Origin of the sequence: Kibdelosporangium aridum (genome assembly GCF_900176515.1) — a bacterium.
In the GTDB taxonomy this organism is placed as follows: Bacteria; Actinomycetota; Actinomycetes; order Mycobacteriales; family Pseudonocardiaceae; genus Kibdelosporangium; species Kibdelosporangium aridum.
Genome location: NZ_FWXV01000002.1, coordinates 1292886 through 1311987 on the forward strand (window position 1 = coordinate 1292886; position 19102 = coordinate 1311987).

Here is a 19102-nt window from a genome sequence, read left to right on the forward strand (position 1 = left end):
AATGATCCAACCCACGTAGCATCTCGCGCGTGCAGTCCGACGAAACAGGTGACACCGACTCGCTCGATCCGACCGAGCGAGTCGCTCCCACCCGGACCGGACCACTGGCCAAGAGTGCGGCAGGCACGATAGGCGGTCCGCTCGGGCGGCACGCGCAGGTGGGTCGGCAGTGGTTCTGGACACCGCTGCGGATCGCCTTGCTGATCGGCGTGCTCGCGCTGACCGTGAGCTGGTTCGGCAAGGCGGCCTGCATCCAGCAGTACACCAACGACCAGGGCCAGTTCGAGCTGGACTGGCGGACCGCGCGGCCGTACATCGCGATGTGCTACTCCGATGTCGTCCCGCTCTACACCGCCGAGCAGCTCGACAAGCCGGACACGTTCCCGTACAAGACGAGCTGGATCGACGACGAGGGCAAGCCGACCCAGCAGACCCGGTACATGGAGTACCCGGTGGTCACCGGGTTGTTCCAATGGATCAACGCGAAACTGGCCGCAGGCTGGCTCGACCTCGGCCTGCTGAGCGCGTTGCCGGTCGCGGTCTACTTCAACATCACCGCCTTCTGGCTCGCCCTGGCGTGGCTGATCACGGTATGGGCGACCATGCGGACCGCGCGCCGACGGCCATGGGACGCGATCCTCGTCGCGGCTTCACCGCTGGTCCTGGTGCACGCGTTCACCAACTTCGACGCACTGGCAACCGCGGCGGCCGCGGCCGGGATGCTGGCGTGGGCACGGCGTAAGCCGGTGTTGGCTGGTGTGTTGATCGGTTTTGGCGGTGCGGCCAAGTTCTATCCGTTGTTCTTGCTCGGCGCGTTGTTCGTGCTGTGCCTGAGAACCGGGAAACTACGCGAGTGGCAACGGACCACCGTCGCGGCGTTGGCGACATGGCTTGCGGTGAACGCGCCAATCGCCTGGCAGTACCCCGAAGGTTGGTGGGAGTTCTTCCGGCGCAACACCGCACGCGCCGCGGACACCGACTCGATCTACAACGTGATCTCCGGGTTCTCGGGCTGGCTCGGCTTCGACGGGCCATTGGGCCCGTGGGAAACGCCGGCCGTGTTGAACACCGTGACCGCGATCCTGTTCCTGATCGCGTGCGCGGCGGTCGGGTGGATGGCGTTGTCCGCACCCACCCGTCCACGGTTGGCGCAGCTCGGTTTTCTGCTCGTGGCGTCGTTCCTGCTGATCAACAAGGTGTGGAGTCCGCAGTACTCGCTGTGGCTCGTGCCGCTGGCCGTACTCGCCTTGCCCCGCTGGAAGATCCTGTTGGCGTGGATGGCCGTGGACGCGCTGATCTGGGTGCCGCGGATGATGTACTACCTCGGCGTCGACCACAAAGGCCTGCCGGTCGAGTGGTTCCTCGGCGCGGTTGTCGTGCGCGACCTCGTGGTGATCGCTGTGTGCGCCGTTGTGGTCTACGAGATCTACCACCCCGAGCGCGACCTGGTGCGGAAGTTCGGTGACGACGACCCCGCCGGCGGTGTGCTCGACGGGGCCGACGACAAGTTCCGGCTCAAAGCAAGGCGAGCGGCACGGCTTCACCCATCGCCCTGAGTCCCGCGTCATTCGGGTGCAGGTGGTCGCCGGTGTCGAACTCCGGCTTCATCCGCAGCGGATCCTGGGTGTCCCGGATCGCGGCGTCGAAGTCGATCACGCCGTCGAAGGCGCCGCCGGTGCGGATGAACGTGTTCACCGCTTGACGCGTGGCTTCCAACGTCTCGTTCCAGACACGCCAGCCCTTGAACGGGGTGATCGTGCCGCCGATGACCCGGATCCCCCTGGCCTTGGCCTGCGCGATGATCTGCTTGTAGGCGTTGATGATCTGCTCGGGATCGGTCTGGTGCGGCGTCTGCTGGATGTCGTTGATGCCTTCCAGCACGATCAGCGTGCGTACCCCGCCGAGGCTCAGCACGTCCTCATCCAGCCTGGCCAGTGCGTTGCGGCCGAAGTCGGTTCCGTCCAGCAGCAACCGGTTGCCGCTGATGCCCGCGTTGAGCACGCCGAGCCTGCGCTTGCTGGCCTTGAGCCGGTCGGCGAGCACGTCCGGCCAGCGGCGGTTGGCCCCCGCGGTCGAGCCGACGCCATCGGTGATCGAGTCGCCGAGCGTGACCACCGAGGCGGTCGCGGTCGAGCCTTGGACATCCACGCCGCTGACGTAATGCCAGACGTTCGTGCGCTCGTTGTAGGGCGTACCCGACTCGTCGGTCGTGAAGTTGCCTGTGCGGTTGAAGAACGAGGTCTGCAGCGCGGCCGGGTGGTACGTGACCGGGCCGGACGGCGTCGGAACGTATGTCGTGACAAGCAGATCCGAGTCCTCAGGCACGCGCAGGACGGCCGCGTCGGTCAGCACTTCGGCGCCGGGCGGCACGGTGATCGTCTGCGAACCGCCGAACTTCAACGTCCGCACCGTGCCCGGCACGGCCCGCGGACTGTTCGGCTCGGCCGCGACAGCGACCGTGACTTGCCCTAACTGCAAGGGTTTCGTACCGAACGTATTGGACAGTCGCACTCGGACAGTGCCGCCGCCGACACTGGTGTGCACCACGTTGCGGATGGAGAAGTTCGGATAGCCGTTCTCGGTGTTGGGCACACCCGACGCGGGCGACGCCGCCCACGTGCCGACCCACCCGCCCGGAGTTTGGGCGCCGCTGGACGTCGCCACCAGGCCGATCGTCGCGGCAGCCGCCATGCCCACAGCCAGCAGTCGTCTCATCAGATCAACTTGCTGGCTCGGCTGATCCAGGTGCCACCGCCGAACGGCTGATTTTGGCTAACTGAGCGTGGCCGGCTTCGGCACGCCGGGCAGGAAGTCGTCCGGAACCGGGTCATCCACCGTGGATCTCGCGTTCAGGAACGCGATGAACAAACCGACCAGCAGCGCTGCCCGGCCCCACACGCCGATCATCACCGCCTGGGCGGTGAACCCGTCGTAGATCGTGGTCGCCTTGTTGACGTCGATCGCGTGGTACCACTTGAAGATCCCGACGCCCATCGCGAAGTCCGCGATGTAGTACGCGATCGCCCAGCCGAGGTGCACGCGCAGCAGCACGAACATCGGCACCAGCCATAGCGTGTACTGCGGCGAGTGGACCTTGTGCAGCAACAGGAACCCGCACAACATCGCGGCGGACACCGCGATCCACGGATATGTGCCCTCGCGCTTGTAGCGCCGCCAGCCCAGGTAGAGCGCCAGCGCGAACGAGGCGAGCACCAGGATCGGCGACCACAGCGTGACCATGTCCTGGAACTCGACGTTCTTCGGATCCGACTCCGGCCGGAAACCCCAGAACCAGAACGAGTTCGTGGTGATGTCGGCCTGCCGCAGGCCCTGGAACGTGAACGACGCCCGCCAGCCCTCGAACCCGGCCAGCGCGAACGGCAGGTTCACCAGGACCGCGGTCAGCAGCGCCACCCCGGCGATCTTGAACATGCCCTTGACGTCGTACTGCCTGTCCGGCGGCAGTTCCTGGCCGGAGCGGCCGCCGGTCAGCACGTACAGCATCAACGGCAGCACGAAGATCGCCGGATAGAGCTTGAAGGTGAAGCCGAGGCCAAGCAGGATCGCCGCGAACGTGGCCCGTTCCATCAACGGCCGGTTGGCACCGGCCTTACCCCAGCCGCGATGCATCACGTACACGGCCGCGACCGCGCACAGCACAACCGGCAGATCCCAGTTGTGGAAGGCGTACAGCACAAGCGGCGGGCCGATGCTCCACAGAAGCGCACGCCACCGGGAGAGCTTGCCCAGCATCCAGGCGGTGACCAGGCCGAACGGCGCCATCAGGATGGCCGAGCCGAGCAGGAACCCGGCGTCGGTGTCGGCGAACAGCGCGCCCAGCCAGATCACCACACCGGTCAGCACCGGGTATTCGACCGTGCCGCCGGTCAGTTCGCCCTTGGCGTTGATCCCGCCGTGGATATAGGGAAAGACGTGCCGGTCGATGTCCCGGCCCATCCACAGGTACTGGATGTCGGAGTAACAAGCGTCATCGCGGGCGCGCTGGGTGAAGTTCGGTTCGCTGCGGCCCCACTGGTCGAACTGCGGACCGGTGCACCTGTCCTTGTTGGCGAACCCGAGCAGCAAGGTCACACCGCACAGGAACACCATCAGTGCCAGTGCGAACCGGCCGAACCGTACGACGTTGCCGGACCGCGACTCGTGGGACGCAGGCTCACTGGCCTCCTGCCGGCCCACCGACCTCTCCGCCTCCTCGGACACCTGACCCGGACGCACCCTTGGTCACCCACCAAGCGCCTGGCGCAGGAACGCGATGTCCTCCGCCTGGCCGTCGGACGGTGTCTCGACCACGACCGGGGCACCTGCCGCGGCGACGACCGCCGCGAGCACCTCCGGTTCGATGGTGCCAGTACTGATGTTCGCATGCCGATCACGTGACGAACCGAACTCGTCCCGCGAGTTGTTCAAGTGCACAAGATCGATGCGGCCGGTGATCGCCTTGACCCGGTCGACGATGCCGACCAGCTCCTCACCAGCGGCGAAGGCGTGACACGTGTCGAGGCAGAAGCCTGCGTCGAACTCACCGACGGCGTCCCACAGCCTGGCCAGCATGTCGAACCGGCGGGCCATGGCGTTGTCGCCGCCCGCGGTGTTCTCGATCAGGATCGGCAGCGGGAAGCCGCCGTCCTTGGCCTGCCGCTCGAAGAACTTCTTCCAGTTCTCGATACCGGCCGCCGGGTCCTCGCCCTTGGTCACGTGCCCGCCGTGCACGATCAGGCCCTTCGCACCGATCGCGGCGGCGCCCTCGGCGTGCTGCGTCACGGTCTTGCGCGACGGGATCCGGATCCGGTTGTTCATCGACGCGATGTTCACCGGGTAGGGCGAGTGGACGAAGACGTCAAGGTCAGTCGCCCGCAGCGCCTCAGCGTGCGGGTGCTCGGGCGGCTTCTTCCACGACTGGGGGTCAGCCAGGAAGAACTGCACCACCTCGGCGCCACGCTCTCGCGCGGCGGCGAGCGGGTCGTCGTCGCGGACATGGGCACCTATGCGCATGGCCAGCGAGCGTAGTCGCCGTTCAATAGCAAACGTCCCGGTGGTGGGTCGGCCGGGGGAGGGCTACTCCACCTGGTGGAAGAGTCCGGCCCGGTGAAATGCCGACGACTGGGTGATTCACGGTGGTCGGCGTCACCAACGGCCAGTACTGTCGTTGGAATCCGTAGAGGCTACTCGCCGGTATGACGGAGGGCTGGGATATGCGACTCGCCAGACGACTGGCCGCTGCGTTCGCCGTGGTCATCGTCGTGTTGACGAGCAGCCTGCTCGGTGGGAGCACCGCGGCCGCGGCGACTCCTGTCGTGATCGGCAGCTGCGCGGCCACCGTTCAGGGCGAGCCGGGTACTCCGGTGCAACTCAAACCGGGTGCGGTCCTCGAGCCTGTGGTCAACGTCGTCAGGGCGCTTGACCCGCTGAATGTGATCACGCCTGGGATGCGGTCGGCGTTCGCCGCCCTGCCGCCGATCCCGATCGGCTCGATCCCCACCGGTGGCGGGTTCATCACCGGCGGGCAGATCGCCAACGCGGTGATCGCTCAGCTGAACAAGATTCCGCTGCTCGGCCCGATCATCGGCGGGGTGGCCAAGGGCGTGCAGAACGCTCTCGCCGGGATGTGCGGCGTGACCGTGCAGGTCGCGAACACGGCAGCGGCTCAGGCCCAGGACAACACCGCCGCGCTGGCCGACAAGGCCAACGAGACCGCACGCTCGATCATGCCCGGCGGCGGCTCGAAGCCGGGAACGCCGGGTAGCGGCGGTCAGACCGGCAAGCCTCCGACAGGCGGCGGCCCCGGCGGAACTCCCGGCAGCGGTGGCACACCGATGACTCCGCCGACGCTGCCGGTGATCGGCGGGGTGCCCAACGGCCCGACGCTCTCCGGGTATGGGTTCGGTAGTTACCTGACCGGCCGGTCGCCGATGACCGACTACAGCATGATCCCGTTCGCGCAGGCTGGGCTCTACGCGCCGTCGCCCGCCGTCCGGTACGGCTCCGGCGTTCCCGGCTACAGCCCGCAGTTCGGGATCCTCGGTGTGGACAACCCGCCCAACGACGGCGTCCAGGCCGCGGGCCACGCCGAGGCGATCGGCGGCTCGCGCGGGCGCAGCGCCATCGACATCTCAGTGCTGCTCGCGGTGCTGGCTTTGTCCGGTGTGACCGCGGCTTTGGTCCGAACCTGGGTGCTGCGGAAAGCCGCTGTCTGACCTCCTGTACTCTTTTTGGCCGTAGACCCTCCTGCCATGGAGAGACCATGGCCGCGAGTCCACAGGAGGTGAGTGGTCTTCATGCGTCATTACGAGGTAATGATCATCCTCGATCCCAGCACCGACGAGCGCAACGTGCAGCCGTCGCTGGAGAACTTCCTCAACGTGATCCGCAACTCCGGCGGTTCGGTTGAGAAGGTCGAGGTCTGGGGCAAGCGCCGGCTCTCGTTCGAGATCAACAAGCACGCCGAGGGCATCTACGCGGTGCTCGACGTGAACGCCGAGCCCGACGCGGTGAAGGAGCTGGACCGCCAGCTTTCCCTGTCCGAGTCGATCCTGCGCACCAAGGTGCTGCGCCGCGTCGACAAGCGTCCGGCCGCAAGGGCCTGATCTCAAACACCCTCAGCTAGGGAGCCGATATGGCAGGCGACACGATCATCACGGTGGTCGGCAACCTGACCGCCGACCCGGAACTGCGGTTCACCTCGTCCGGTGCGGCCGTTGCCAGCTTCACGGTGGCTTCGACCCCGCGCACCTTCGACCGCCAGAGCGGCGAGTGGAAGGACGGCGAGGCGCTGTTCATGCGGTGCAGCATCTGGCGCCAGGCAGCCGAGAACGTGGCCGAGTCCCTGACCCGTGGTGCACGGGTCATCGTGACCGGCCGGCTCAAGCAGCGGTCTTATGACACCCGCGAGGGTGAGAAGCGCACCGTGATCGAGCTCGAAGTCGACGAGATCGGTCCCTCGCTGCGGTACGCCACCGCGAAGGTGAACCGCGTCAGCCGTGGTGAAGGCGGCGGCGGCGGTTTCGGTGGCGGTGGCGGCAACAGCGGTGGCGGCGGCGGTGGAAACCGTCAGACCGTTCCTGCCGACGACCCGTGGGGCTCCGCGCCCCCGGCCGGTGGCGGTGGCGGCGGCTTCTCCGACGAACCGCCTTTCTAACCCCCAGATCTCTCAGGAGTACTTCCCGTGGCAAAGCCACCCATTCGCAAGCCGAAGAAGAAGGTCTGCGCGTTCTGCAAGAAGGACGCCGTGGACACGTTGATCGACTACAAGGACACCGCGCTGCTGCGCAAGTTCATCTCCGACCGCGGCAAGATCCGCGCTCGTCGGGTGACCGGCAACTGCAGCCAGCACCAGCGTGACATCGCCATCGCCGTGAAGAACGCACGCGAGATGGCGCTGCTCCCGTACACGTCGACCGCGCGCTGATCGGAGGGAGTTGGAGATGAAGCTGATTCTCACCACCGATGTGAGCGGTCTGGGCGGCCCCGGCGACATCGTCGAGGTCAAGGACGGCTACGGCCGTAACTACCTGCTGCCGCGTGGCCTGGCGATCCTGGCCACCAAGGGTGCGGAGAAGAACGTCCGCACCATCCGCCGGGCGCAGGACGCTCGCCGGGTGCGCGACCTCGACCACGCCAAGGAGATCAAGGCGACCCTCGAGGGTCTCGGCGCGATCCCGCTGCGGGCGAAGGCCGCGGCCGGTTCCGGCAAGCTGTTCGGTTCGGTCACCACGGCCGACATCGTCTCGGCGATCAAGGCCGCCGGTGGCCCGCAGCTCGACAAGCGGACCGTCGAACTCGCCGGGCACATCAAGAACGTCGGCAAGCACACCGCCAGCGTCCGGTTGCACCCGGATGTGAACGTGTCGGTGCGGCTCGAAGTCACCGCCGCGAGCTGACGTAGATCACTCGTCGAACCACCCTCCTGACCGCTGTCGGGAGGGTGGTTCGTCTATCCACAGGTTGAGGGCCACGATGGGGTGAATCGGGCTTCGCGACACGCCGATGGCCGGTTTTCACGCGACACGCCGAGGCAGTTTCAACAAGTTCTTCCACACCTCGTGCACAGGGTCTGACCTGGGCGTTTGATTCTTATACCGGTAGTTGTCCCCAGCTTGCCCACAGGGCCATCCGAGTCTGTGGTCAGCTGCGGTCATCCATCCACAGGTTGTCCACAGAGCCCTCCCCAGCGCGGTTTGGCGAGTGTCGGAGTGGACCTCTAGCGTGCATCGCGACACCCCGAAGACGTTGCCTCCATCAGCGCTGCTCGGGGTGTAAGTTCGAACATATGAGCGAGGAGGGGCTGCACGGTGGCGCTCACGGATGACCGGGGAACGGCACCGGCGGAGAACGGCGGTGGCAACCCGTCGTTCGACAGGCAGCCGCCGCAGGACCAGGCGGCCGAGCAGTCCGTGCTCGGCGGGATGATGTTGTCCAAGGACGCGATCGCCGACGTGGTCGAAGTCCTGCGGCCGGGCGACTTCTACCGTCCCGCGCACCAGAGCGTCTACGACTGCATCCTCGACCTCTACAGCCGCGGTGAACCCGCCGACCCCATCACGGTCGCCGCGGAGATGGAACGCCGCGGCGAACTGCGCCGCATCGGCGGCGCCCCCTACCTGCACACGCTCATCGCCACCGTGCCGACGGCGGCGAACGCCGGCTACTACGCCGAAATCGTGGCGGAGAAAGCAGTCCTGCGCCGGCTCGTCGAAGCAGGCACGCGGATCGTCCAACTCGGTTACGCCGGCCAAGACGGCAGCGACGTCAACGAGATCGTCGACCGCGCCCAGTCGGCGATCTACGAAGTCACCGAACGCCGCACGACCGAGGACTACGTCGCCCTCGAAGAGCTGCTGCAGCCCACCATGGACGAGATCGACGCCATCGCCTCCCGCGGCGGCTCATCGCTCGGCGTCCCCACCGGCTTCGCCGACTTCGACGAACTCACCAACGGCCTGCACCCCGGCCAAATGATCATCGTCGCGGCCCGTCCCGGTGTGGGCAAGTCGACGCTGGGATTGGACTGGGCGAGGTCGTGCTCGATCAAGCACGGGATGTCGAGCGTCATCTTCTCGCTGGAAATGAGCAAGACCGAGATCGTCATGCGTATGTTGTCGGCCGAGGCGAAGATCCGGCTCGCCGACATGCGTGGTGGGCGGATGACCGACGACGACTGGACGCGGTTGGCGCGGCGGATGAGTGAGATCTCCGAAGCGCCGCTGTTCATCGACGATTCGCCGAACATGACGATGATGGAGATCCGGGCGAAGGCGCGAAGGCTCAAGCAGCGCAACGACCTGAAGCTGATCGTGCTGGACTATATGCAGCTGATGACCTCAGGTAAGCGCGTTGAGAGCCGTCAGCAGGAAGTCTCGGAATTCTCCCGGTCGCTGAAGCTGCTGGCCAAGGAACTCGAAGTGCCAGTTGTCGCGATGAGCCAGCTGAACCGTGGTCCCGAACAGCGAACCGACAAGCGACCGATGCTCGCCGACCTCCGTGAGTCCGGCTCACTGGAACAGGACGCCGACATGGTCGTGCTGATCCACCGCCCCGACGCATGGGAACGGGACGACCCGCGCGCCGGCGAGGCCGACCTGATCATCGCCAAGCACCGTGCCGGCCCGACCGCGACCATCACCGTCGCCCACCAGCTGCACTACTCCAAGTTCGCCGACCTCGCCCAAGCCTGAGCCTCGGCGCGGGCACGTCGAGGTCGAGCCAGCTCAGCGCTTCGTCTCGTACCTGGTGAGGACCGCGCCGCCGGGAAATGTCCGCGTCTCCACCAGGGTCAGGTTCACCCAGCTGTCCAGGGCGGTGAAGAACGGGGTGCCGCCGCCTACCAGGACTGGCACGGTGACCAGCATGTATTCGTCGATCAGGCCGGCGCGCATGGCTGCGCCGGCGAGCGTTGCGCCGCCGATCTCCATTGGGCCGGCGTCTTCGGCCTTCAGGCGGGTGATCTCGGCGACCGCGTCGCCGGTGACCAGGCGGGTGTTCCAGTCGACTTTGTCGATCGTCGAGGAGAACACCACCTTCGGCCTGTCCCGCCAGAGGCGGGCGAACTCGATCTCCGCTGGGGTGGCGTTGGGCTGTTGGTCGCCGGTCGGCCAGTAGGAGCTCATCGTCTCCCACAGCTTGCGTCCGTACAGCGACAGTTCGCTCGCTCGCATCTGGTCGGACCACCACTGGAACAGCTCGTCGCTCGGTCCGCTCCAGCTGATGTCGTCACCGGGCGCGGCTATGTAGCCGTCCAGGGTCAGGTTCATGCCGTAGATCAGTTTCCGCATGGCGTCAGCCTTTCGTGAGTCGGTCTCCGGCGTACAGACCGGCACGGCGCGGGAAACTAATCGGTGCACGACTGATCAGCGTGAACGAGTGATCCGGACAGCCAGTGTGTCGAGGTGGGCCTGTAGCTGCGGTGGACCGTGGACCTGGAAATCGGTGTCCAGCAGGAGAAGTTGCGTGGCGAGCCATTCCACGGTGTCGGCATGCGAGTACCAGCGGCATGAATCGTCGTCGCCGGTGAGCGTTCCATCGCCGAGACGATCACCTAGACGGGCGGCGATCGCCTGGCGTGATGCGTGCAGTGTCACGTCGGCGCGAAACGTAGGCGCCATGCCCATTACCTGAGTACGCAGGAACTTCTCCACGCCTCCTGCCGGAGGGGAACGGTGTTGGGCGCGGGCGCCGGTGGCACGCAGGTCGGTCGTCCGATCCACCCGGAACGTGCGCCAGTCGTCGCGGTCCAGGTCGAACGCCACCAGATACCACCGGCGTCCGCTCGCGACCAGCCGCACTGGCTCCACGTGGCGCGCGGTTTCAGTGCCGTCGTGGCCTCGGTACCGGAACCGCATACGTTCGTGATTCGCACTCGCCGCGGCGATGGTGACCAGGCTGTCGGAGGACACCACGCCCGCCGCCGGGGACAAGGCGAACGGCTGGGTGCCGGCTGTCAGCGTCGAAACCTGGCGGCGCAGCTTCACCGGCAGAACCTGGGCGAGCTTGGCCGCCGCGCGTACCGCCGCCTCGTCCACGCCACGGACCGCTTGCCCGGCGACCGTGCCCAGGCCGACCGCGATCGCCACCGCCTCCTCGTCGTCGAGCAGCAGCGGGGGCATCGCGGACCCGGCGGTCAGCCGATAGCCACCCAGTCCACCAGCGGATGCCTCGACCGGATACCCGATCTCACGCAGCCGGTCGATATCGCGACGCACGGTCCGGCCACTCACGCCCAGACGCTCGGCGAGTTCGCTGCCCGGCCACAGCCGTGGCGTCTGCAACAACGACAGCAGGGACAGCAGGCGTGCAGTGGTGTCGGTCACAGCACTGATTTTACATTTCGACTAGGACAAGACCTGTCCTAGTCGACCCCTACCTTGAAGACACCAACGCGGAAAGGACACACGATGAACACCACCCCAGACGGCTACACAACGGTCGCCCCATGGATCGTCACCAAGGACACCGGAGCACTGCTGGACTTCATCACGGCCGCCTTCGATGGCGTCGAACTGGGGCGAGTGCCTCTCGCGGACGGGAGCATCGGGCACGCCGAAATCCGGGTCGGTGACACGGTTGTTCTCGCGTTCGACCAACACGACGACTGGCCCGACATGCCGTCGCTGCTCCGCGTGTTCGTGCCCGACGCCGATGTCGCGTTCACCGCCGCTCTACAGGCCGGCGCTCGTGAAGTGACCGCATTGTCCGACAACGCCTTCGGTCAGCGCGGCGGCCGTGTCCGCGACCCCTTCGGCAACATCTGGTGGATCACCGCCAACGTCGAAACCGTTGCACCGGAAGAAGGTATGCGCAGACTGGACCAGCCCGAGTACCAAGAGCAGATGCGGTTCGCCCAGGAGACCCTCGACGCCGAACTCAGCGGCCGTACCCAGGGACGCGCGAGCGCCGTGATCACGCCATAGCTTCGACCCGCGGTCCGGGAGCCTGACCCGGATTACGCGTCTTGATCAGGTACGTAGAGGTTCGGGAAGAACTTGGTGCCGATCAGCCGAGGGTCCGGGTTCCGCATCCGCATGATCTGGCCCTCGGCGTTGCTCACCGTTTCGAGCTCGTACTCGAGCCCTCGCCAGTTTGCCAGACCGGGCCCGATTTCCAGTTTCTGCAAGGCGTCGAAGGCTTTCCTGGACACCTCGAGATTGTTGCTCTTGCGTGCCACCACCCGGACAAGGTCGATGTCCTCGCGCTTCAAGGCGACCCGCAACTGGATCGACTCCACGTGGTAGAGGCATATCTCCATACGCGGCTCGGTGGCGACAGGCTTCAGACTCTCCTCGAGAACACTGGCCATGCCCAGGACGGCATCCCACTTCCCGGCAACGTAGGCCAGGATCAGCTCGGCCGTGCGCTCTTCCAGTACGGCCATGAGGTTCTCGAATGCCGCACGTTGTTGTCGCTTTTTCCAGGCCACCGGTCGACCTTAGATCAGTGACCAGGGAGCCCTCCCGGGCTGAGTGACTGGGTACCGAACGAGGCAGGTTCTTCGCCCTTGCCTGGTAGGTAGGGTGATCTCAGGGAGGGCTCCACGTGGGGTTCGGCAAGTTCTGGGCTGCTGACACGGTTTCGCTGGTAGGCAGTTATGTGACGACGGTGGCGTTGCCGTCATTGGCGATCGTGACGTTGCAGGCGTCCGAGCCTGAGGTGGGGTTGGTACAAGCTGCCCGGTGGCTGCCGTATCTGCTGTTCGGGTTGATCGCGGGCGTGCTGGTGGATCGTTGGCAACGGTTACCGCTCTTGGTCAGTGCGGATTTGGTGCGTGCGTTGTTGCTGGCGTTGGTGCCGTTGCTCCATGCGATCGATCTGCTGAACATTCCGGTGTTGATCGGGATTGTTTTCGTGTTCGGGGCGTTGTCGCTGGTCTACGACGCCGCCCACCAGTCTTTTCTGCCCAGCCTCGTCCCTGCGCAGCGGCTGACCTGGGCCAATGCCCGGTTGGAGCAGACCAACGCGGTTGCCCAGACTGCTGGGCAGGCGTTCGCCGGCTGGTTGGTCAAGGTGCTCGGTGCGCCGCTGGCCTTCCTGCTCGACGCGATCTCCTATCTGGTTTCCGGCTTGCTGCTGGCCACGCTCAAGACTCCGGAACGCCGCACACCGCACAAACCTCAAGTTCGGGAAGGGCTGCGGTGGGTCTACCGGCACGAGACGCTGGCACCGCTCGCGATCACGTCGCACATCTGGTTCCTGTTCAACGGCATGGTGGTCACGCTCTTTCCCTTGCTGGTACTGCGCACCCTGGGACTCGGTGAGCTCGTTCTCGGAATCACCTTCGCCCTTGGCGGGGTTGGCGGGCTGCTCGGCGCTTCACTGTCCACAAAGGCCGAAATGCGGTTCGGGGCTGGGCCGGCCATCATCGTGGGGCGTTGGCTGACACCCATCGGGTACTTGGCGATTCCGTTCGCCACCAATGCGACGACCGGCGTGGTTCTGTTGTGTGCCGCGCAGTTCGTGTTCGGGTTCTCGATCGGTCTGGACAGCCCGGTCGAGATGAGTTACCGGCAGACCATTACGCCGGCTCGCTTGCAGGGCCGGATGAACGCCACAATGCGGTCGGTCAACCGGGGCATGATCGTCGTCGGCGCGCCGGTCGGCGGACTGATCGCGGACGTGATCAGCCTGCGAGCGGCGTTCTGGGTGGCCATCGCCGGTCTGGGAGTGCAAGCCGTCGCGATCACGGTCTCCAAGTTCCGGCATGCGCGGTTGCCTACTCCTTGACCGCCTGCAACGTGTAAGTGCAGGCGATCCGAGAAGGTTCCTCGGTGAGACGCCATTCCTCGGTCGCCGGATCCCGCGTCATCTGTCCGGGGATGGCGCACCACGGAACACTGTCGTGTTCGACGAACTGGGTCAGGCGCAGGCCGTTGTGCAGCAGGGCGGTGATGATTTCGCCGATGCTGTGGTTCCAGCTGTGTGACTTTTGCGAAAGCTTCGTGTCTGTGGCGACGTACGTCTCCTCACCGGAGAACACCAACGGCTCGGCGTGCTCGAAGTACGGGTAACGCGGGTACGGCGGTGAAGCGTCCTCGTCGAGGCCCCACAGCATCGGGTGGCCCTCGCGGATGAAAAGGCGGCCGCCTGGGCGAAGTAGCGACGTGACCACCTGCGCCCAGCGGGAAACCGAAGGCAGCCAACACAATGCGCCGACGCCCGTGTACACCAGGTCGAAGGACTCCGCGCCGAGCACGTCCACGGCGTCGTACACATCGGCTTCGTGGAAGGGAATCTCCGCGCCTGCCTCGGCAGCGAGCCGTCGAGCCTCAGCCAGTGCCGCCGGGGAGAAGTCCAAGCCGGTCATCTCCGCACCCAACCGGGCCAGCGACAAGGTGTCCGTGCCGATGTGGCACTGCAGATGGACACCTCGGAGACCCGATATCGGCCCGAGGCGCGGTTGGTCGAACCGCACGACCGCGCTCAGGAACTCCGGGTCGCTGATGAAGCGGTCGAAGCCGTAGTCCGGTGACGCGGCGTGCGCGGGTGCCCGTTCGTCCCAATGAGCTTTGTTGACGGCCAGCGAGTCCATGCCCGCCAGGATGACGTCGGCAACCGCCCGTCACAACTCAGTATTTGTCGTGGTGACGCAGCCACGCCATGCTCTCCGACTGGGGCCACCCTTCGGGCGAATCTTCGTGCGCTTCCTGACGTCCGAACGCGGTGAAGTCGAGGTAGTGATACGTGCCGAGCAGCACGTCCAAGCCGCGCGCATAGGTCGAGTACGTGTGGAACACGCGTGATTCGTCGCGGAGGAAGGCGCTCAGGCCGGGGCCTTCGCCTGGCTGGTCCACATCGAACGGTTGGTAGTTGTAGACCGGCGGCTTGACGGCCGGGTCGAGCGACACGTCGAAGTCGTAGTTGAAGTCGCTGCCGTGCGAGGAGAACCACGGCACGTCCCAGCCCATCCGCTTGCGGAACGCGTCGGTCTCGCCGAACGGCCCGCGCGTCACGACCGCGAACGACGTGTCCCGGGCGTGCAGATGTGAGAGGTGGCCGAGGTTGTCGATCACGTACGAGCAGCTCGGGCAGCCCTGGCCCTCGTCGAAGCGCCACATGAAGTGGTACACGAGCAACTGCCGCCGTCCTTCGAACAGGTCGAGCAGGCTGACGTCGCCAGTGGCGCCCTCGAAGACGTAGTCCTTGGTGACCTCCGCCATCGGCAGGCGGCGGCGCTGCGCGCTCAACGCGTCCCGGGCCTTGGTGAATTCCTTTTCCTTGGCCAGTAAAGCTTTGCGGGCGGTCAGCCACTCGTCGCGGCTGACGATCGGCGGCATGGTCATTTCGTCTCCAAGTAGTTCGCCAGGCTTTCGAAAGCACTGGTCCAGCCTTCGTTGACGCTCTCGCGCAGGTCGTCGGGCAGATTGGTGATCAGGAACGTCATCGTGGTCTTGCCACCGGCCTCGGCCAGCATGACTGTCACGAGCGCTTGCCGCGCCGGGTCGTCTGGCTCGCCCCACGTGAACACAAGCCGTTCTGGCGCAACGACTTCCTGGTACGTGCCGCCTTGTGGGTACTCGGTGCCGTCGGCGTCGTTGACCATCGTGGCGCGCCAGGTGCCGCCGGGCCGCACGTCCATCGAGATGCTCGACAGCGGTGTAGTCAACCCGATCGGGCCATACCAGCCCGCCATGTGCTCAGGCCGCGTCCACAGTTCGAACACCAATTCCCGTGGCGCGTCGAAGACCCGCGTGATCGTCAGATCAGCCATCGACCTGCCCTTTCTGAAGGTCCTTGAGCAGGGTGTCCATCCGGTCGAAGCTGCTCTCCCAGAACTGCTTGTAGTCGCCCACCCAGTCGGCGACGGCTTTCAGCGGCTCGGCGTCCAGCCGGCACGGCCGCCACTGCGCGGACCGGCCTCGCATGATCAACCCCGCTTTCTCCAGCACTTTCAGGTGCTTGGACACCGCGGGCAGGCTCATCGTGAACGGCTCGGCCAGCTCGGTCACCGTGGCTTCGCCCTTGGCCAGCCGGGCCAGGATCGCCCGGCGCGTCGGGTCGGCCAACGCCGCGAAAGTGCTGCTCAGCTGATCGACCATGACACCTGCTAAACCATCTGGTTAATTAACCTACTGGTTCACCATATCCCCGCTGTCAAGACGCTCGACGAAGGACGTGAGCAACCGGGCGAAAGTCGACCGTTCCTCCGCCGACCAGTCCGCCATGGCCTCGGCGAAGATGCGTTGACGCGCCTGATGAGCGGCATCGACCTGCCGCTGGCCCTTCGAAGTGAGCGCGACCAGGGCACGCCTGCCGTCGCGTTGATCCGCTTGGCGGACAAGAAGCCCCTCGTCCACGGCTCGCGCGACCAGCCTGCTCGCCCTGGGTTGATCCACACCGAGCGCCGGGGCCAATTCGGTCACTGAAACAGATCCACGCTCGTCGACCGCGTCGAGCACGCCGAACACCGCGGGATCGATGGGCATGTGCTGGGCCAACGCCCGCCGGGTCTGCCGGCGCCGGATCGCCACCATCGCTCGTTCGACCGCGATCACAGGGTTCATGCATGTTATTTTACAAGTATATGTCTTATTGCATGGAGACTCGATGAAACCCCTGGGCTACTGGCTGATCCACATCCACGAACTGCTGGAGGCCGGCTTCGAACGGTTACTTGAAGCCGAAGGACTGAGCCGCAGGCACTGGCAAGTGCTCAACACCATCGCGAGCAAGCTGCACACGATGACGGAGATCAACAGCGCGCTGCGGCCGTTCGGCGACGACTTCCGACAGCAAGCCGAAGATCTGGTCGCGCGTGGCTGGGTCACCGGCGAGTCCGAGCTGACGACCACCGGACATGAGGCACATAAGCGAGTGTCAGAACGCGTGCACGAGTTCCGCGCGAAGGTCGTCGACGGCATCTCGGCCGACGAGTACGCCACCCTGATGAACCTGCTGGAGCGAGTAGCGACAAACGCGGCCGCCCTGGTGTAGCCTAGTTGTTGAAATTTAAACAACCAGGAGATGCTGATGAGCACCATGCCTGTGCTGTACCTCAGTCACGGCGCGCCGCCGCTCGCCGACGACCCGCTCTGGACTCGGCAGCTGGCGACGTGGTCGCGTGACGTACCGCAGCCGACCGCGATCCTGGTTGTGTCGGCGCACTGGGAAGAGGCGCCGCTGACCATCGGCGCGACCACGACGCAGCCGCTGGTCTACGACTTCTGGGGCTTCCCCGAACGCTATTACCAGGTCAAGTACGCCGCACCGGGTGCTCCGGAACTCGCCGCGAAGGTCCGCAAACTCGTCCAGTCGCCGCAGACCCCGGTGGCCGACGAGCCGTTGCGCGGGCTGGATCACGGCGCGTACGTGCCATTGGTCGAGATGTACCCGGACGCGAACATCCCGGTTCTGCAGATCTCGATGCCGACCCTCGACCCGACCGGCCTGCTCGAACTTGGCCGGAAACTCGCCCCGCTGCGGGACGAAGGCGTGCTGATCATCGGCAGCGGTTTCTTCACCCACAACCTCAGTGGCCTGAACATGTCCGCGGGTACCGACATCACCCCGCCGCAGTGGTCGAGCGAGTTCGACGAGTGGGGCAAAGAAGTACTGACCGAGCGGGACTTCGACGCGTTGCTGGACTTCAGCCACAAGGCCCCCGCGGCCCGGCTCGCCCACCCGAGGACCGAGCACTTCGCGCCGTTGTTCGTGTCGCTCGGCGCGAGCATCGACACCAACGAGCACGCCGACACCGTGATCGACGGCTACTGGTACGGCCTGGCGAAGCGGTCGCTGCAATTCGACTGAGCAAATCAGACTCACCGGCCAGGGTCCTTGAGTGTCCTACTTAGACAATGGAGACTCGGGGACGTGCTCGCGCCGGAACTCACCCACGGAGTGTTGCGCGGCAAGGGCTTGCTTGATCCCCGGACCGGGCTGCCCGGCCGCGAACTGCTGATCGACCGCCTTGGCCTCGCCCTCACCCGCGTCAAAACCCACGGCACCTTGGTAAGCCTCGTGCTCGTCCCCGGGGACGCCGAGACCGCCGTGCTGTTGCGCGAAACCATGCGCGAGGACCACACGGTGGCCAGATACGAACCCGATCTCGTCGCGATCGTGGCCGAACACCCCAACGGTGACGCCCGGCCGATCGTCGAACGGGTCCGGACCGTCACCACCGCCAGAACCGGTTGGTACACAAGCGATGGCACCGCTCGCGTACACGAAGTCCTGTTCCGTGCCGAAGCTAGCTTGATCTGAACAGCAGAACGGGCCCGAGAGCTTCGTTGCTCTCGAGCCCGCTCAGGGAACCGACTGATCAGATCAGATGATCAGACCGCCGGCAGCTCGGGCAGCTCCGCGGGCAGGTCCACGTCGCCGGTGACGTCGTGGATGCTCGGGGCCTCGGGCAGGTCGACGCCGGACACGACGGGCAGCTGCTGGGGCAGGCCCACGCTCTGCATGCCCGGGGTCTGCGGCGAGGTGGCGGGCAGCTTCACGGCGTCCGGTGCGGTGGACAGGTTGGGCACCTCCGGGGCGGGCACGCCCTGCACGTCCACACCGTCGGTGTTCGGAACCAGCTTCTGGGCGATGCCGTTGTGGTCGACCTGCGCGACCAGCGGCAGCCGCTCGGTGTCGGGCACGTCCACGACCGGCGCGTCCAGGATCTCGTTGGTCTCGGTCGGCAGCTGCGGCACGGCAGGCAGTGCCGACGGGTCGAGGCCGATCGGCAGGTCGCTCGGCGCGCCCAGGTCCTCGGTGGGCAGGCCGTCGGTCGGCACGAGGCCCTCGGCCTCGGGCAGCTCGGCGAACTCCGAGAAGCCGTCCAGGTCGGTCAGGCCCTGGGTCAGGTCCTGCATGGCGACCAGCTCGGTCAGCTCGCCGAAGCTGGCCAGGTCACCGGTGGGCAGGTCGCTGCGCTGCTCGCCGGGCAGCGTGGGGAGGGTCGGCATGGTCGGCGTGACGGCGAGGCCCTCGCCGAAGCCCTGGCCAACGTTGGTCAGCGCGCCCAGGCCGGACAGCGGGAGCTCGGGAACGGTGGGCACCGTCGCGGACGCCTGGAACAGACCGAAACCGAGAGCACAGGCTGCGGTCGCGGTGACGAGGACGCCGCGACGGATGGTCTTACGCACGAAAATCTCCTTGTAGAAAACGG

Annotated in this window: 24 protein-coding genes; 12 read left to right on the forward strand and 12 right to left on the reverse strand. The window is 66.1% G+C overall.

Translation table 11 applies throughout. From position 1 onward, the window contains the following. The first annotated feature begins 29 nt into the window (after positions 1-29). A complete protein-coding gene (locus tag B9C43_RS15675) occupies positions 30-1556 on the forward strand; it encodes a glycosyltransferase family 87 protein (RefSeq protein ID WP_033380205.1) in 1527 nt (508 codons plus the stop codon). On the opposite strand, the gene B9C43_RS15680 is transcribed toward B9C43_RS15675, so the two are convergent. The 3 genes from B9C43_RS15680 to B9C43_RS15690 are packed head-to-tail and all read right to left on the reverse strand — an operon-like array spanning position 1516 to position 5013. Next, on the reverse strand, positions 1516-2715 hold the full coding sequence (locus tag B9C43_RS15680; protein WP_084427137.1) for an SGNH/GDSL hydrolase family protein: 1200 nt from the start codon (positions 2713-2715) through the stop codon (positions 1516-1518). The genes B9C43_RS15675 and B9C43_RS15680 overlap by 41 nt on opposite strands. A 57-nt stretch (positions 2716-2772) precedes the next feature. After that, positions 2773-4197, reverse strand: coding sequence for a glycosyltransferase family 87 protein (locus B9C43_RS15685; protein ID WP_407657094.1), 1425 nt, complete (start codon positions 4195-4197; stop codon positions 2773-2775). Between the two features lie 45 nt (positions 4198-4242). Further along, entirely contained in the window at positions 4243-5013 is a 771-nt protein-coding gene (locus tag B9C43_RS15690) for a deoxyribonuclease IV (protein ID WP_033380204.1), read from the reverse strand. 200 nt (positions 5014-5213) lie between these two features. On the opposite strand from B9C43_RS15690, the gene B9C43_RS15695 reads away from it, so the two are divergent. From B9C43_RS15695 to dnaB, 6 genes are all read left to right on the forward strand, one after another. Next, complete coding sequence (locus tag B9C43_RS15695; protein WP_235038629.1) at positions 5214-6215, forward strand: hypothetical protein; 1002 nt, start codon at positions 5214-5216, stop codon at positions 6213-6215. A gap of 81 nt (positions 6216-6296) precedes the next feature. Then, positions 6297-6605, forward strand: coding sequence for a 30S ribosomal protein S6 (gene rpsF / locus B9C43_RS15700; protein WP_084428204.1), 309 nt, complete (start codon positions 6297-6299; stop codon positions 6603-6605). 29 nt (positions 6606-6634) lie between these two features. Beyond that, on the forward strand, positions 6635-7156 hold the full coding sequence (locus B9C43_RS15705) for a single-stranded DNA-binding protein (RefSeq protein WP_033380199.1): 522 nt from the start codon (positions 6635-6637) through the stop codon (positions 7154-7156). A 27-nt stretch (positions 7157-7183) separates the two neighbouring features. Then, complete coding sequence (gene rpsR / locus B9C43_RS15710) at positions 7184-7426, forward strand: 30S ribosomal protein S18 (protein ID WP_033380198.1); 243 nt, start codon at positions 7184-7186, stop codon at positions 7424-7426. A 16-nt stretch (positions 7427-7442) separates the two neighbouring features. Then, complete coding sequence (rplI, locus tag B9C43_RS15715; protein WP_033380197.1) at positions 7443-7898, forward strand: 50S ribosomal protein L9; 456 nt, start codon at positions 7443-7445, stop codon at positions 7896-7898. A gap of 411 nt (positions 7899-8309) precedes the next feature. Further along, positions 8310-9692, forward strand: coding sequence for a replicative DNA helicase (gene dnaB / locus B9C43_RS15720; RefSeq protein ID WP_084427139.1), 1383 nt, complete (start codon positions 8310-8312; stop codon positions 9690-9692). Positions 9693-9725: 33 nt separating this feature from the next. Here the strand turns inward: dnaB and B9C43_RS15725 are convergent, their stop codons facing one another. Together B9C43_RS15725 and B9C43_RS15730 are read right to left on the reverse strand one after the other, a co-directional pair. After that, complete coding sequence (locus B9C43_RS15725; RefSeq protein WP_084427141.1) at positions 9726-10289, reverse strand: dihydrofolate reductase family protein; 564 nt, start codon at positions 10287-10289, stop codon at positions 9726-9728. 75 nt (positions 10290-10364) lie between these two features. Then, on the reverse strand, positions 10365-11324 hold the full coding sequence (locus B9C43_RS15730) for a helix-turn-helix transcriptional regulator (protein WP_084427143.1): 960 nt from the start codon (positions 11322-11324) through the stop codon (positions 10365-10367). Positions 11325-11408: 84 nt separating this feature from the next. Here B9C43_RS15730 and B9C43_RS15735 point away from each other — a divergent pair, with 84 nt between their 5' ends. After that, positions 11409-11924 (forward strand): VOC family protein, encoded by a 516-nt coding sequence (locus B9C43_RS15735; RefSeq protein ID WP_084427145.1) that lies wholly within the window; start codon positions 11409-11411, stop codon positions 11922-11924. Positions 11925-11956: 32 nt separating this feature from the next. Here the strand turns inward: B9C43_RS15735 and B9C43_RS15740 are convergent, their stop codons facing one another. After that, a complete protein-coding gene (locus B9C43_RS15740; protein WP_084427147.1) occupies positions 11957-12430 on the reverse strand; it encodes a hypothetical protein in 474 nt (157 codons plus the stop codon). Positions 12431-12546: 116 nt separating this feature from the next. Between B9C43_RS15740 and B9C43_RS15745 the strand changes: the two genes are divergently transcribed. Beyond that, positions 12547-13731: an MFS transporter gene (locus B9C43_RS15745; protein WP_084427149.1), complete on the forward strand. Its 1185-nt coding sequence runs from the start codon at positions 12547-12549 to the stop codon at positions 13729-13731. On the opposite strand, the gene B9C43_RS15750 is transcribed toward B9C43_RS15745, so the two are convergent. From B9C43_RS15750 to B9C43_RS15770, 5 genes are read right to left on the reverse strand one after another with little or no spacing between them, the layout of a single operon-like run. After that, positions 13721-14536 carry a class I SAM-dependent methyltransferase gene (locus tag B9C43_RS15750; RefSeq protein WP_084427151.1) on the reverse strand — a complete coding sequence of 272 codons (816 nt, stop codon included), beginning with the start codon at positions 14534-14536 and terminating at the stop codon, positions 13721-13723. The two genes, B9C43_RS15745 and B9C43_RS15750, sit on opposite strands and share 11 nt — an antisense overlap. Before the next feature lie 37 nt (positions 14537-14573). Next, on the reverse strand, positions 14574-15287 hold the full coding sequence (locus tag B9C43_RS15755) for a DUF899 domain-containing protein (protein ID WP_033380178.1): 714 nt from the start codon (positions 15285-15287) through the stop codon (positions 14574-14576). Beyond that, a complete protein-coding gene (locus B9C43_RS15760) occupies positions 15284-15715 on the reverse strand; it encodes an SRPBCC family protein (protein WP_084427153.1) in 432 nt (143 codons plus the stop codon). Before B9C43_RS15760 ends, B9C43_RS15755 begins: the two co-directional genes overlap by 4 nt. Then, a complete protein-coding gene (locus tag B9C43_RS15765) occupies positions 15708-16043 on the reverse strand; it encodes an ArsR/SmtB family transcription factor (protein ID WP_084427154.1) in 336 nt (111 codons plus the stop codon). Before B9C43_RS15765 ends, B9C43_RS15760 begins: the two co-directional genes overlap by 8 nt. 30 nt (positions 16044-16073) lie before the next feature. Next, entirely contained in the window at positions 16074-16508 is a 435-nt protein-coding gene (locus B9C43_RS15770; protein ID WP_084427156.1) for a MarR family winged helix-turn-helix transcriptional regulator, read from the reverse strand. Positions 16509-16551: 43 nt separating this feature from the next. On the opposite strand from B9C43_RS15770, the gene B9C43_RS15775 reads away from it, so the two are divergent. The 3 genes from B9C43_RS15775 to B9C43_RS15785 all read left to right on the forward strand — a co-directional run bounded on the left by B9C43_RS15775 (position 16552) and on the right by B9C43_RS15785 (position 18207). Beyond that, positions 16552-16938 (forward strand): MarR family winged helix-turn-helix transcriptional regulator, encoded by a 387-nt coding sequence (locus tag B9C43_RS15775; RefSeq protein ID WP_084427158.1) that lies wholly within the window; start codon positions 16552-16554, stop codon positions 16936-16938. A 36-nt stretch (positions 16939-16974) separates the two neighbouring features. Beyond that, complete coding sequence (locus tag B9C43_RS15780; protein WP_084428206.1) at positions 16975-17754, forward strand: dioxygenase family protein; 780 nt, start codon at positions 16975-16977, stop codon at positions 17752-17754. 63 nt (positions 17755-17817) lie between these two features. Beyond that, positions 17818-18207, forward strand: coding sequence for a nucleotidyl cyclase domain-containing protein (locus B9C43_RS15785; protein ID WP_084427160.1), 390 nt, complete (start codon positions 17818-17820; stop codon positions 18205-18207). Between the two features lie 71 nt (positions 18208-18278). Here B9C43_RS15785 and B9C43_RS15790 read toward each other — a convergent pair whose 3' ends face one another. Beyond that, positions 18279-19079 (reverse strand): hypothetical protein, encoded by an 801-nt coding sequence (locus B9C43_RS15790; RefSeq protein WP_084427161.1) that lies wholly within the window; start codon positions 19077-19079, stop codon positions 18279-18281. Positions 19080-19102 lie beyond the last annotated feature (23 nt).

Excerpts from the sequence above, each read along its gene's own strand:
- B9C43_RS15755 (WP_033380178.1), bottom strand. The coding sequence starts at position 15,287 with ATGACCATGCCGCCGATCGTCAGCCGCGACGAGTGGCTGACCGCCCGC.
- rplI (WP_033380197.1), top strand. The coding sequence starts at position 7,443 with ATGAAGCTGATTCTCACCACCGATGTGAGCGGTCTGGGCGGCCCCGGC.
- B9C43_RS15760 (WP_084427153.1), bottom strand. The coding sequence starts at position 15,715 with ATGGCTGATCTGACGATCACGCGGGTCTTCGACGCGCCACGGGAATTG.
- B9C43_RS15705 (WP_033380199.1), top strand. The coding sequence starts at position 6,635 with ATGGCAGGCGACACGATCATCACGGTGGTCGGCAACCTGACCGCCGAC.
- B9C43_RS15695 (WP_235038629.1), top strand. The coding sequence starts at position 5,214 with ATGCGACTCGCCAGACGACTGGCCGCTGCGTTCGCCGTGGTCATCGTC.
- B9C43_RS15680 (WP_084427137.1), bottom strand. The coding sequence starts at position 2,715 with ATGAGACGACTGCTGGCTGTGGGCATGGCGGCTGCCGCGACGATCGGC.
- B9C43_RS15690 (WP_033380204.1), bottom strand. The coding sequence starts at position 5,013 with ATGCGCATAGGTGCCCATGTCCGCGACGACGACCCGCTCGCCGCCGCG.
- B9C43_RS15735 (WP_084427145.1), top strand. The coding sequence starts at position 11,409 with ATGAACACCACCCCAGACGGCTACACAACGGTCGCCCCATGGATCGTC.
- B9C43_RS15765 (WP_084427154.1), bottom strand. The coding sequence starts at position 16,043 with ATGGTCGATCAGCTGAGCAGCACTTTCGCGGCGTTGGCCGACCCGACG.
- B9C43_RS15770 (WP_084427156.1), bottom strand. The coding sequence starts at position 16,508 with ATGAACCCTGTGATCGCGGTCGAACGAGCGATGGTGGCGATCCGGCGC.
- B9C43_RS15725 (WP_084427141.1), bottom strand. The coding sequence starts at position 10,289 with ATGCGGAAACTGATCTACGGCATGAACCTGACCCTGGACGGCTACATA.
- B9C43_RS15780 (WP_084428206.1), top strand. The coding sequence starts at position 16,975 with ATGAGCACCATGCCTGTGCTGTACCTCAGTCACGGCGCGCCGCCGCTC.
- B9C43_RS15750 (WP_084427151.1), bottom strand. The coding sequence starts at position 14,536 with ATGGACTCGCTGGCCGTCAACAAAGCTCATTGGGACGAACGGGCACCC.
- B9C43_RS15775 (WP_084427158.1), top strand. The coding sequence starts at position 16,552 with ATGAAACCCCTGGGCTACTGGCTGATCCACATCCACGAACTGCTGGAG.
- rpsF (WP_084428204.1), top strand. The coding sequence starts at position 6,297 with ATGCGTCATTACGAGGTAATGATCATCCTCGATCCCAGCACCGACGAG.